The sequence below is a fragment of the Pseudomonas sp. Pse79 genome (assembly GCF_024519615.1).
Lineage (GTDB): Bacteria > Pseudomonadota > Gammaproteobacteria > Pseudomonadales > Pseudomonadaceae > Aquipseudomonas > Aquipseudomonas veronii.
On the sequence record NZ_JALJRR010000022.1, the window covers coordinates 21,543 to 33,249 of the forward strand.

The following is an 11,707-nucleotide window of genomic DNA, read 5'->3' on the forward strand; positions in this document are numbered from 1 at the left end:
GGTTCACTCCGCCTGGGTCATGCCGATGGAACGGCAGGGTTGGTCGATTAGGGTTTTCAGCTCGGTGTCGAGGCCGAGCAGGGTCAGGGTCACGCCCATCATTTCCAGGGACGTGAAGTAGTTGCCCACGTAGCAACGGTGGATTTTCAAACCCTTGGCGGTGAGTTGGCGTTCCACCTCGGCGTAGAAAATATACAGCTCCATCACCGGCGTGGCGCCGAGGCCGGAGACCAGCACCACCACGCTGTCGTCCTGGCTGAAGTCGCGGTCGGCGAGGATCGGCGCGAGCATGCGCTCGGCCATGGCGGCGGCGGGTTCGATCGGGATGACTTCGATGCCCGGTTCGCCGTGATGGCCGATGCCCAGTTCCATCTGGCCGTCCGCAATCTCGAAGTTCGGCTTGCCCACGGCGGCAATGGTGCAGGGGGTGAGGCCGATGCCGATCGAGCGGCAGTGGTCGACGGCTTTCTGGGCGACGCGGATCACACCGTCCAGGTCGTAGTGCTGGGCAGCGGCGGCACCGCCGATCTTCCACATGAAGATTTCCCCGGCCACGCCGCGCCGCTTGGCGATCTCGGCCTTGGGCGCGGACGCCACGTCGTCGTTGGCGACCACGGTGCGGATACGCATGTCTTTGCTGGCGGCCATTTTCATTGCCAGCTTCACGTTCATGTTGTCGCCGGCATAGTTGCCGTACAGGCAGGCCACGCCGGCGCCGTGGTCGGCGGCGCGGAACGCATCGAAGAAGCTCTTGGCGGTGGGCGAGGAAAAGATCTCGCCGACGGCCACGGCGTCGACCAGGCCGGGGCCGACGTAGCCGAGGAAGGCCGGCTCATGGCCCGAGCCGCCGCCGGTGACGATGCCGACGCGGCCTTGGCCCGACGGTTTGGCTTTGACGATGACCCGTGGATTGGTTTCGTACTGGCGCAATTGCGGATGCGCGACCAGGATGCCGCGCAGCATGTCCTCGACCACGTGGTCCGGATCGTTGATGACTCGATTCATAACGCGGGTTCCTGTGTTCTTGTTTTAAGGGGGCACAGCTGTTCAGTGTGGTGTGTTTAGGGTTCGAGGACGACCTTGAGTGATTTGTCGCCTCGTTCCATCACCGCAAACGCTTCCTTGAAGTCCGCCAGGGCGAACTTGTGGGTCACCACGTCACGCATGTCGATCTTGCGGTTGCCGATAAAGTCGATGGCGCGCGGGTACATGTACGGCCCCAGGTGCGAGCCGAGGATGTCCAGTTCCTTGCGGTCGCCGATGATCGACCAATCCACCGTAGCCTCGTCGTTGAACACGCTGAACTCAACGAATCGACCGAGTTTGCGCAGCATCGCCAGGCCCTGGTTGACGGCCTTGTGATGACCGGTGGCTTCGATATAGATGTCGCAGCCGTAGCCGTCGGTGATTGCGCGGATCTTCGCCAGCACGTCCACCTCGGCCGGGTTCCACACTTCGTCGGCGCCCATGCGCAGGGCGAGGGCGGCGCGTTCGGGTTTCATGTCGAGCACGATCAGTTTTTTCGGATTGCGCATGCGTACCGCGCCGATGATCCCCAGGCCCAGCGTACCGGCGCCGGCGACCACCACCACGTCGTCGAAATCTACATTGGCGCGCTCCGCCGCGTGCAGCGAGCAGGCCAGCGGTTCGATCAGGATCGCCTCGTCCGGCGCAATCGAGTCCGGCACTTTATGGATGATGCCTTCCTTGGTGAAGATCATGTACTGCGCCATGGCGCCCTGCACATTGTTCTGGAAGCCATACAGGTCGTGTTTCTGGCACATCCAGTACTGGCCGTGGTTGCAGAAGCGGCAACCCCAGCACGGCACGATCTGTTCCGAGATCACCCGGTCGCCGACCTTCACCCCGCGCTTTTCCGCGCCGGGGCCGAGGGCTACCACGCGGCAGACGAATTCGTGGCCGGGGATCATCGGCGGCTTGACGTAGCGCGGTTGCTCGGCGTCGCCCCAGAACGACGGGGCGCCGCGATAGGTCTTGATGTCGCCCATGCAAATGCCGCACAGCTCGACCTTGGTGAGGATTTCATCGGGGCCGGGGGTGGGCACGTCGACGGTTTCCAGGCGGTAGTCTTCCGGGCCATGGCAGACCACGGCCTGCATGGTTTTCGGGATGATCGGGGTGAGTTGCTCGGGCGTGCGTTCGGTAACGGTGGACATGACAAAACCTCACGACAAATAGATGAATTATTGAATGCTGTAGCCGCCGTCGATCACCATGTTGGCGCCGGTGATCATTTGTGCCGCGTCGCTGAGCAGGTACAGCGCCAGCCCGGCGATTTCTTCCGGCTGGGCAAAGCGGCCCGCCGGGATCTGCAATTTGGCCCGTTCGCCGACTTCGCCGGCCCAGGCCTGCTTGCCCAGCGCGGTCTCGACGATGGTGGGGGAGATGGCGTTGACGTTGATCTGTGGCGCCCATTCCATGGCCAATACCTTGGTCATGCCGACGATGGCCGCTTTGCTCGCGCAATACGCGACATGCCGGTCCAGGCCGATCACCGCGGCCTGGGAGGCCAGGTTGACGATGCGCCCGCCGCCCTGGGCGAGCATGTGCCGGGCGCAGGCCTGGGCGACGAAGAAGCTGGCCTTGAGGTTGATGTCGAGGGTGGTGTCCCAGGCGCTTTCGCTGACGTCGATGGCCTTGTCCAGCAAGGCCACGCCGGCGCTGTTGATCAGGTAATCGAGGCGTTGGAAGTGGGCGAAAACCCGGTCGACGCTGTGTTGCACCTGGTCGATCTGGCTGAGGTCGACGGCAATGCCCAGATGCTCGGCGCCGAGGCCGGCGGCCACGGCCACCACCGCCGGGTCGCGGTCCAGCAGCGCCACCCGCGCGCCGCGTTCGACCAGCAGGCTGGCGCAGGCCAGGCCGATGCCGGCGGCACCGCCGGTGATCACCGCGCAACGGCCGGTGAGGTCGAAGGCTTGGTTCCAGAATCCAGACATGAATGACTCCTCTTTTAATAGCACTGGAGATTCAATGTGGGAGGGGGCTTGCCCCCGATGGCGGTGTGTCAGTCACCTGATCTATCACTGGTGCACCGCTATCGGGGGCAAGCCCCCTCCCACATTTGCTCCCACACTTGAGTGTGTTTCAAGCCAGTAGTTACTTGCCGCCGCTGACTTGTTGGTACAGCGCGTCGGCATTGGCGTTGGTCACCGGCACCCACGGCAGGATGTAGGTCTTGGCGGTGCCGTCAGCCCATTTCACGTCCTTGCCATAACGTTCCCAGATCACCGATTGCGGTTTGTAGTCCTTGCCGGCGAGGGCGCGCAATGCCACGTCCAATGCGCCTTGGGACTGGGCCTGGGCGTCCTGGAGGAAGGTGGTGACTTCGTCTTTCTTCGCCGCCTGGATCGCATCCGGCATGCCGTCGATCGAGGTGACGGGCACGTCCTTGGAGGTCAGTCCGTGGGACTTCAGGGCCTGCACGGCGCCCAGGGCCATGTCGTCGTTCTGCGCGATCACGCCGTTGATGCCTTTGGGGTGGGCGTTGAGCCAGTCTTCAGTCAGCGCCAGGGCCTGGGCGCGGTCCCAGTTGGCGGTTTTTTTCTCGATGATCTTGATGCCGGGGTGTTTGCCCAGCACTTCCAGCTCGCCTTTTTCCCGGTCGATCTGCGCCGACTGGCCAATCGGGCCCTGGATGATCACCACGTTACCCTTGCCGTTGAGCTTGTCGACCATGGCCTGGGCCTGCAGGCGGCCGCCTTCGACGTCGTCGTTGCCCACATACGGCACGGCGGCGTCGGCCACTTTGGTGTTGGAGGCGATCACCACCACGTCGTTGCTCATGGCCTGCTTCACGCTGCCGACGCCGGCCTTGGTGTCGATGGGCACGAACAGGATCGCGTCGTAGTGTTGGGTCACCATGTTTTCGATCTGGTTGTTCTGCGTCAGGGCGTCGTAATTGCCGTCGAATACGGTCAATTGCACGGTGCCGTCCTTGACCGCCGGGTGTTCCTTGAGCTCGCGGACCCAGTTCTGCATGAACTGGCCCTTGAGGCCGTAGACGGCTGCGCCGACCTTGTAGGTCTTGCCGTCGGCGGCCACGGCGATACTGCTGGCGAGCAGGGAGAGGGCCGCCACGGCGGCCAGGGTGGTACCAAGTTTCATGAGGGGAACTCCGTTATTGTTGTAGTTGGGTCGTTCTCTAGCGTTTTTTCTTGCGCCACACGTCGATCAGTACTGCGAACACGATGATCAGGCCCTTGGCGACCTGCTGGTAATAGGACGACACGCCGAGCAGGTTCAGCCCGTTGTTGATCACGCCGATCAACAGCGCGCCGAACAGCGTGCCGACAATGCTGCCGGTGCCGCCCGACAAGCTGGTGCCGCCGATCACCACGGCGGCAATCGCGTCCAGCTCATAGGACACCCCAGCCTGGGGCAGGGCGGAAGTGGTGCGCGCCGACAACACCACGCCGGCCAGCCCGGCGAGCAGGCCCGAGACCACGTACACCGAAAACATCACCTTGCGCACGCCGATGCCGGAGGTGCGCGCGCTCTTTTCATTGCCGCCCACCGCGTACACATAGCGGCCGTAAGTGGTGTAGCGCAGCACCATCCAGAAGATCAGCGCGACCACGGCAAAGATGATGATGGGGATGCCGATCGGGCCGATCTTGCCGATACCCAGTGCCAGGTAGGCATCCGGCAGGTCGGTGATCGGGCTGCCGTCGTTGAGGATGAAGGTCATGCCGCGCGCAATGCTGAGCATGCCGAGGGTGGCCACGAACGGCGGGATCGACAGGTTGGCGACCATGAAGCCATTCACCACGCCGAGCATCGCCCCGGCGAACATCCCGGCGCTCACCGCCGCCAGCAGGCCGTAACCCTGGGTCGCGACCATCGCGCTGCACAGCCCGGCAAACGCGAGGATCGAACCCACGGACAGGTCGATGCCCTTGGTCAGGATCACGTAGGTCATGCCCACGGCGAGGATGCCGTTGATGGAGGTCTGGCGCAGGATGTCCATCCAGTTGCGCCAGGTCATGAAGTATTCGCTGGAAAACGCCATCACCACGCACAGCAGGATAAACACCAGCGGCAGGCCGAAGCGGTCGAGGGACAGGCGCAGGCGGTTGCGCGGCGCGGCGGGGATGGAGGTGGCTGGGGTGGACAGGGTTTTGGCATTCATGAGGCAAGACTCAACAAGGCTTCCTGGGAAAGGGCGGTGTCGGTGCTGATGGTCACCAGCCGGCCGCCTTTGAATACGGCGATGCGATCGCTCAAGTGCAGCAGTTCCGGGGCTTCCGACGACACCACGATGGCGGCGCCGCCAGCACGCACGAACTGGTCGAGCAGGTGGTAGATCTCCTGCTTGGCGCCTTCGTCGATGCCGCGAGTGGGCTCGTCGCACAGCAGGCACACCGGTTCGGTCGACAGGCATTTGGCGAGCACGACTTTCTGCTGGTTGCCGCCGCTCATGGAGGCCACCGGCAGTTCCAGGGAGGCGGTCTTGATCTGCAGGCGCTTGACCATGTCCTGGGCCAAGCGGGCTTCCTTGCGCGCGTTGATCAGCGACCAACTCGACAGGCGTTTGTAGGCCGACAGGGCGATGTTCGACAGAATGCTGCCGGTCAGCACCAGGCCGCTGTCTTTGCGGTCTTCGGTGACCAGCGACATGCCGGCGTCGATGGTTGCCTTGGGCTGCCCGATCGGCATGGGTTTGCCTTGCAGGGTGACGTTGCCGGAATCGGCCACCGTCAGCCCGTAGATGCAATTGAGGAACTCGCTGCGCCCCGAACCCATCAGGCCATAGATGCCAAGGATCTCGCCCTGGCGCAGTTGCAGGCTGATGTCGTGGAACTCGCCTTTACGGCTCAGATTGTCGACCTGCAGGCAGGTGGCGGCGGCGCATTCGCGGCCGACCTTGTGGTCGATGCGCGTCAGTTCCTGGCCGACGATGCCGCGCACCAAATGGTCGCGGTCGATATCTGCCATGCGCCCGCTTTCCACGAAGGCGCCGTCGCGGAAGATGCTGTAGTCATCGGCAATCTGCGCCAGTTCGCTCAAGCGGTGCGACACATACACGATGCCGGCGCCACGGGCGGTGAGGCGGCGGATCGCCTTGAACAGGGTCTGCGCTTCGTGCTCGCCGATGGCCGAGGTGGGTTCGTCCATGATCATCACCTGGCAGTCATGGCTGAACGCCTTGGCGATTTCCACCAGTTGGATCTGCGCCACGCTGAGGCGGTGCATCGGGCTGCTGGCGTCGACGTCGAACTCCAGGCTTTCAAGCAGCTCGCGGGTGCGCCGGTTCAGGGCCTTGTTGTCGACGATGCAGCCGGCGCGGCGTGGTTCGCGGCCCAGCCAGATATTTTCGGCGACGGTCATGTAGGGGATGGGTTCCAGCTCTTGGGTGATCATTGCGATCCCCGATGCCAGGGCTTCACTCGGGCGGTTGAACTGCACCGCTGTGCCGTTGAGCAGGATGGTGCCGGCGTCGCGCGGGGTGATGCCCATCAGGATGCTCAGGAACGTCGACTTGCCCGCGCCATTACCGCCGCACAGGGCGTGGACGCTGCCGGCACGCAGAGAGAGACGCCCGTCACGCAGGGCAGGGATACCGGCGTAAGCCTTGGCGACGTGTTCAGCCTGGAGCAGTAATGGCGTGGCCATCGGCGTGTCCTCGTGCTGTGAATTCTTATTAGGTCGCACAGTCATGTTTCGCTGTGAGCATATGTGTATCAAATGAAATTCTGATCAGTCAATCTCTTTCATGTAAAAGCTGGGATTCTGATGTTTTTCGCCAATAACGCCTTTCTAGACCGCTTTGACTGCCGGGTCAGTTAAATCATGCTTGACAGAGAGGGGGTGATGCCCGCGAAATGACTGAACGATATTTCACTGAGTGATCATCTGATCAGTCATAAGTACGACCTCGGCAGCGGAGCCAGACGCCATGAACACACCTTTCCCGGTGGCTATCGGATGCGATGAAGCGGGTTTTGAGCTCAAAGAGCTGTTAAAGCGCCATATCGAGACGCTGGGCTACCCGGTGACCGACTTCGGCACCCATTCCACCGCGCCAGTGCTCTACCCGGACATCGCGCTGGCCGTGGCCAATGCCATCAATGCCGGGCAGCAGCGCCTGGGCGTGCTGGTGTGCGGCACCGGGATCGGCATGGCCATCTCGGCGAACAAGGTGTTGGGGATTCGCGCGGCGCAGGCCCATGACACCTACTCGGCGGAGCGCGCGCGCAAGAGCAACGATGCGCAGATCCTGTCCATCGGCGCACGGGTGATCGGCGCCGAGCTGGCCAAGAGCATCGTCACCGCGTTCCTGGCCTCGGAGTTCGAGGCGGCGCGTTCCGGGGCCAAGGTCGCGCGCATCAATGCGATCGAGCGCGATGGGCATCAGTAGTGGACGTGGCGGGGCAAGAGTCGGGAGAATGTGCCTTTGACGCCGAAACGGAAGCCCGTCCCCATGAGTGACAGTAGCCAGCGCATTGCCAGCGATATCGATCAGATGACCGAAGTGGCGATGCTCTATTACCTCGAAAACGTCACTCAGGAAGCCATCGCCAAGCGCTTTGACCTGTCGCGGGCAAAAGTCAGTCGCCTGCTCAAACGTGCGCGCGATGAAGGCATTGTCGAAGTGCGCGTGTTGCAGCACCCGGCGATGAACAATGAGCTGGAACGCGCCTTGGTGGAGCGCTTCAAGCTCGACCGTGCCCTGATCGCCGTCGACCACAGCGACCCCGACACCCAGCGCTCGGCCGTCGCCAGTCTGGTGGCTAATTACCTGAACAAGACTTTGAGCGACGGCATGATCGTCGCCGTGGGCATGGGGCGTAATGTTGGCGCGGTGGCCGATAACGTGTTCCTGCCGGTGACGCGCAATTGCACATTTGTCTGCGCCATCGGCGGTTCGCTCAAGGCTGGCGAATACATGAACCCCGACCATATCTGCCGGCGCCTGGCCCTGCGCTTTGGCGGCGAGAGTGAAAGCCTGTACGCGCCGGCCCTGGTGGCCAACCCGGAACTGCGCGGCGTGCTGATCAATAACGACACGGTGCGCTCGACCCTCGATCGGGCGCGGCGTGCCGACATTGCGCTGATCGGCATCGGCGACATGAGCGAGAACAGCAACATGGTACGCATGGGCTGGTTCTCGCCCCAGGAGATTGCCCAGGCGCGGTTGTCCGGCACGGTGGGCGACATGATGGGGTATGACTTTATCGATATCCACGGGCAGCCGGCGGTCAACGCCATCCAGGGGCGGGTGATCGGGCTGACGGTGCAGGAGTTGTTCCGGATTCCGGATGTGGTGGCGATTGCCAGCGAGAACACCAAGGCGGCGGCCACGTTGGGGGCGTTGCGGTCGGGGGTGATCAACACCCTTGCGACCACGGTCACGAATGCTCATACCATATTGGCGCTGGATGAAGCGACCCGTAAAGCCTGACACGCCACAGGTCAAGGTGTGGGAGGGCGGTGCGACGATTTGACTTGCTTCCGATAGTGGTTTTTCAGTTACTCATATGCTGGCTGATACACCGTCATCGGGGGCAAGCCCCCTCCCACATGGGGTTTGGGGACAGGTTTTGTAATGGTTTTGTGTTGTAGGGAATTTGTATTTCGAATGTAGGATTGAGGTCCTTTTGTTATTTCAGGACTTGCATGAACGCCCTTTCGGAGCCCCCCAGTCGTCTTTCTCCAAGACAACCGCTGTCGCTGTTCCCGCTGAAGCACCTCGTATTCCAATGGTTAACCCTTTCCCGGTCCCCTGACCGCGCTTTGCCGTGCCCGGCATTCTGAACACCGATAAAGAGACTCTATAAATGGAATGGTTAGCGGACCCTACGGCCTGGCTTGGCCTGTTGACGTTGATTGTGTTGGAACTGGTGCTGGGCATCGACAACCTGGTGTTTATCGCGATCCTGGCGGACAAGTTGCCGCCGGAGCAGCGCGACCGTGCGCGGTTGATCGGCTTGTCCCTGGCCTTGCTGATGCGCCTGGGCTTGCTGGCGAGTATTTCCTGGTTGGTGACCCTCACCCAGCCGTTGTTCGAGGTGTTCGACAAGAGCTTCTCCGGGCGTGACCTGATCATGCTGTTCGGTGGTGTGTTCCTGTTGTTCAAGGCCACCATGGAATTGCATGAACGCCTTGAGGGCCATGTGGCGCAACGCTCGGGCAATGTGGCCTATGCGATGTTCTGGCCGATCGTCGCGCAGATCGTGGTGCTCGACGCGGTGTTCTCCCTCGACGCGGTGATTACCGCCGTGGGCATGGTCGATGAGCTGGCGGTGATGATGATCGCGGTGATCATTTCCATCGGCCTGATGATTGTTGCGAGCAAACCGCTGACCCGCTTCGTCAACGCGCACCCGACGGTGATCATGCTGTGCCTGGGCTTCTTGATGATGATCGGTTTTGCCCTGACCGCCGAAGGCCTGGGCTTTCATATTCCGAAAGGCTACCTGTACGCGGCGATTGGTTTCTCGATCCTGATCGAGGTGTTCAACCAGATTGCCCGGGCCCGGCGCAAGAAGTCGGCGCAAGGCGTGTTGCCCGTGCGGGAGCGCACCGCCCATGCGGTGATGCGCTTGCTCGGCGGGCGCAACCTGACGGAGGACGAGGTGGGCGAAGAGGTGGCTGATCTGTTGGGTGAACCGGATGTGACTCAGGGCCCGCTGTTCGATCGACGTGAGCGCGTAATGATCAGCGGCGTGCTGCAACTGGCCGAGCGGCCGATCCGCAGCTTGATGACGCCGCGGGCCAGGGTCGACTTTATCGATTTGGCAGACGATCGCGACACTATCCGCCTGAAACTGATGCGTTCGTCCTACTCGCGCCTGCCGTTGATCCGCAACGGTGCTGTCGATGAGCCATTAGGTTTTGTGCATAAGAAGGAATTGCTCAAGGATTACCTGGCGGGCAACGAACCGGACCTTGAGCGGTTGGAGCGGCGGGCGATCAATTTGCTGGAGAGCTGCTCGATCCTCAACGCCCTGGAGCAGATGCGCCAAGCCTCGACCCACATCGCGTTCGTGATCAACGAATACGGTGATTTCATCGGCGTGTTGAGCATGACCGATATCCTCGAATCCATCGCCGGTGAGCTGCCGGACGCCAGTGAGATCGAAGGGCCGGGCATCGTCAGGAACGGCGGGGGATACACGTGACGTTGCGCCCTAGTGCGGGGCGTAGCGCTTGAAGAGGTGCTCGACGAACTGTGTCTGTTCTGTCTGGGGGCCAAACCCCTTGGCTTTCTCCACCATCTGGCCGTTGAGGTAGATCAGCAGGGTCGGAGTGCCTGTGACTTGCGGGTGCTTCGGCGTCTCTGCGCAATCGAGTACCAGGCTGACTGTGTCAGGGTGTTCCCCGGCAATGCGCTTGAACAGCGGCACCGCGTTCGAGCAGGCGGCGCAGTGGCTTGAGACGAACAACAGGAATACTGGACGGGATGTACTCAGCACCCGTTGATAGTCCTCGGCATTGGCAATAATCGCGTTGGCATACCCCATGATGGCTTTCCTCCTGGACAGACACGGTTGTTTGCCAACGCTAAGCGCGGCGTGCGCCGTCGTCTACTGTCAACCTTCACAGGTCTGCTTCATGCCCCGTAACAGTGCGGGGTAACGCTGGCGTGGTGCGCTCGGTTGAGCCTGTCACCGCCGTGTGGGGCCTTGGGTAGCAACGTGATTGCCACTGCTGGCACTGCGCCTTGTCGCTTCTCAAGACTTATCCGTCTGATTTAGAACGAGTTTATTCCCTGCATATTTTTCCGTTGCTGCGTATGGCACACTTTCTGCTGTCTATTCCGTTGTTACATACTAAGTTCCGGTATAGCGGAATACACAATTCCTGGAGTGCTTGTCATGCATCACCGACCTTCCGTGTTCAAAGCGTGTGTTTTTCTCTTCGCCGCATCGGCTTCCCTCGCAAGCACTGTGCAGGCGGCGGGTAGCAAGCTCGATGATGTGCTCAAGCGTGGGCATCTGATCGTGGGTACAGGCAGTACCAATGCGCCGTGGCACTTCCAGGGAGCGGATGGCAAGTTGCAGGGGTTTGATATCGACATCGGTCGCATCGTGGCCAAGGGCTTGTTCAATGACCCGAGCAAGGTCGAGTTTGTGGTGCAGTCCTCCGACGCGCGGATTCCCAACCTGCTGACCGACAAAGTCGATATGAGTTGCCAGTTCATTACCGTCACCGCCAGCCGTGCGCAGCAGGTGGCGTTTACCCTGCCGTACTACCGCGAAGGCGTCGGCCTGCTGCTGCCGAACAACAGCAAATACAAGGAAATCGAAGACCTGCAGGCTGCTGGCGACGGCGTCACCGTGGCCGTGCTGCAAAACGTCTACGCCGAAGAACTGGTCCACCAGGCGCTGCCCAAGGCCAAGGTCGACCAGTACGACAGCGTCGACCTGATGTACCAGGCGGTGAACTCCGGCCGCGCCGATGCCGCCGCCACTGACCAGTCTTCGGTCAAGTACCTGATGGTGCAGAACCCTGGGCGCTACCGCAGCCCGGCGTATGCCTGGAGCCCGCAAACCTACGCGTGCGCGGTCAAGCGTGGCGACCAGGACTGGCTGAACTTCGTCAACACCGCACTGCACGAAGCCATGACCGGTGTGGAATTCCCCACCTACAAGGCCTCGTTCAAGCAATGGTTCGGCGTCGACCTGCCGGAGCCGGCGATTGGTTTCCCCGTCGAGTTCAAGTGATTCGTGAAAACCGGGGC

At 61.8% G+C, this 11,707-nt stretch carries 10 protein-coding genes and 1 pseudogene; 4 read left to right on the plus strand and 7 right to left on the minus strand.

From position 1 onward, the window contains the following. Positions 1–3: 3 nt before the first annotated feature. From NR164_RS23280 to NR164_RS23305, 6 genes are all read right to left on the minus strand, one after another. Positions 4–1,005, minus strand: a complete 1,002-nt coding sequence (locus NR164_RS23280; protein WP_046383105.1) for a dihydroxyacetone kinase subunit DhaK — start codon at positions 1,003–1,005, stop codon at positions 4–6. Positions 1,006–1,061: 56 nt separating this feature from the next. Beyond that, positions 1,062–2,177 (minus strand): alcohol dehydrogenase catalytic domain-containing protein, encoded by a 1,116-nt coding sequence (locus tag NR164_RS23285; RefSeq protein ID WP_046383106.1) that lies wholly within the window; start codon positions 2,175–2,177, stop codon positions 1,062–1,064. 27 nt (positions 2,178–2,204) lie between these two features. Next, a complete protein-coding gene (locus NR164_RS23290; protein WP_046383107.1) occupies positions 2,205–2,960 on the minus strand; it encodes an SDR family oxidoreductase in 756 nt (251 codons plus the stop codon). A gap of 160 nt (positions 2,961–3,120) precedes the next feature. Continuing rightward, entirely contained in the window at positions 3,121–4,128 is a 1,008-nt protein-coding gene (locus NR164_RS23295; protein WP_256823319.1) for a substrate-binding domain-containing protein, read from the minus strand. A 37-nt stretch (positions 4,129–4,165) separates the two neighbouring features. Next, on the minus strand, positions 4,166–5,152 hold the full coding sequence (locus tag NR164_RS23300) for an ABC transporter permease (protein WP_256823320.1): 987 nt from the start codon (positions 5,150–5,152) through the stop codon (positions 4,166–4,168). Then, complete coding sequence (locus NR164_RS23305) at positions 5,149–6,636, minus strand: sugar ABC transporter ATP-binding protein (protein ID WP_256823321.1); 1,488 nt, start codon at positions 6,634–6,636, stop codon at positions 5,149–5,151. Before NR164_RS23305 ends, NR164_RS23300 begins: the two co-directional genes overlap by 4 nt. 283 nt (positions 6,637–6,919) lie before the next feature. Here NR164_RS23305 and rpiB point away from each other — a divergent pair, with 283 nt between their 5' ends. The 3 genes and pseudogenes from rpiB to NR164_RS23320 form a co-directional block, all read left to right on the plus strand. Then, positions 6,920–7,381, plus strand: a complete 462-nt coding sequence (gene rpiB, locus NR164_RS23310) for a ribose 5-phosphate isomerase B (RefSeq protein ID WP_017846657.1) — start codon at positions 6,920–6,922, stop codon at positions 7,379–7,381. Between the two features lie 63 nt (positions 7,382–7,444). Then, complete coding sequence (locus tag NR164_RS23315) at positions 7,445–8,425, plus strand: sugar-binding transcriptional regulator (RefSeq protein WP_017846656.1); 981 nt, start codon at positions 7,445–7,447, stop codon at positions 8,423–8,425. A 376-nt stretch (positions 8,426–8,801) separates the two neighbouring features. Next, positions 8,802–10,139, plus strand: a pseudogene (locus NR164_RS23320) (CBS domain-containing protein); the annotation flags it as partial. A gap of 15 nt (positions 10,140–10,154) precedes the next feature. Here NR164_RS23320 and NR164_RS23325 read toward each other — a convergent pair. Further along, positions 10,155–10,487, minus strand: coding sequence for a co-chaperone YbbN (locus tag NR164_RS23325; protein ID WP_079444098.1), 333 nt, complete (start codon positions 10,485–10,487; stop codon positions 10,155–10,157). Between the two features lie 354 nt (positions 10,488–10,841). Here NR164_RS23325 and NR164_RS23330 point away from each other — a divergent pair, with 354 nt between their 5' ends. Beyond that, complete coding sequence (locus tag NR164_RS23330; RefSeq protein WP_017846653.1) at positions 10,842–11,690, plus strand: transporter substrate-binding domain-containing protein; 849 nt, start codon at positions 10,842–10,844, stop codon at positions 11,688–11,690. The last annotated feature ends 17 nt before the right edge of the window (positions 11,691–11,707 follow it).

What these genes read in the sequence shown, in the direction of transcription:
- NR164_RS23280 (WP_046383105.1), bottom strand. Translation starts at nt 1,005, where the DNA reads ATGAATCGAGTCATCAACGATCCGGACCACGTGGTCGAGGACATGCTG.
- NR164_RS23285 (WP_046383106.1), bottom strand. Translation starts at nt 2,177, where the DNA reads ATGTCCACCGTTACCGAACGCACGCCCGAGCAACTCACCCCGATCATC.
- NR164_RS23290 (WP_046383107.1), bottom strand. Translation starts at nt 2,960, where the DNA reads ATGTCTGGATTCTGGAACCAAGCCTTCGACCTCACCGGCCGTTGCGCG.
- NR164_RS23295 (WP_256823319.1), bottom strand. Translation starts at nt 4,128, where the DNA reads ATGAAACTTGGTACCACCCTGGCCGCCGTGGCGGCCCTCTCCCTGCTC.
- NR164_RS23300 (WP_256823320.1), bottom strand. Translation starts at nt 5,152, where the DNA reads ATGAATGCCAAAACCCTGTCCACCCCAGCCACCTCCATCCCCGCCGCG.
- NR164_RS23305 (WP_256823321.1), bottom strand. Translation starts at nt 6,636, where the DNA reads ATGGCCACGCCATTACTGCTCCAGGCTGAACACGTCGCCAAGGCTTAC.
- rpiB (WP_017846657.1), top strand. Translation starts at nt 6,920, where the DNA reads ATGAACACACCTTTCCCGGTGGCTATCGGATGCGATGAAGCGGGTTTT.
- NR164_RS23315 (WP_017846656.1), top strand. Translation starts at nt 7,445, where the DNA reads ATGAGTGACAGTAGCCAGCGCATTGCCAGCGATATCGATCAGATGACC.
- NR164_RS23325 (WP_079444098.1), bottom strand. Translation starts at nt 10,487, where the DNA reads ATGGGGTATGCCAACGCGATTATTGCCAATGCCGAGGACTATCAACGG.
- NR164_RS23330 (WP_017846653.1), top strand. Translation starts at nt 10,842, where the DNA reads ATGCATCACCGACCTTCCGTGTTCAAAGCGTGTGTTTTTCTCTTCGCC.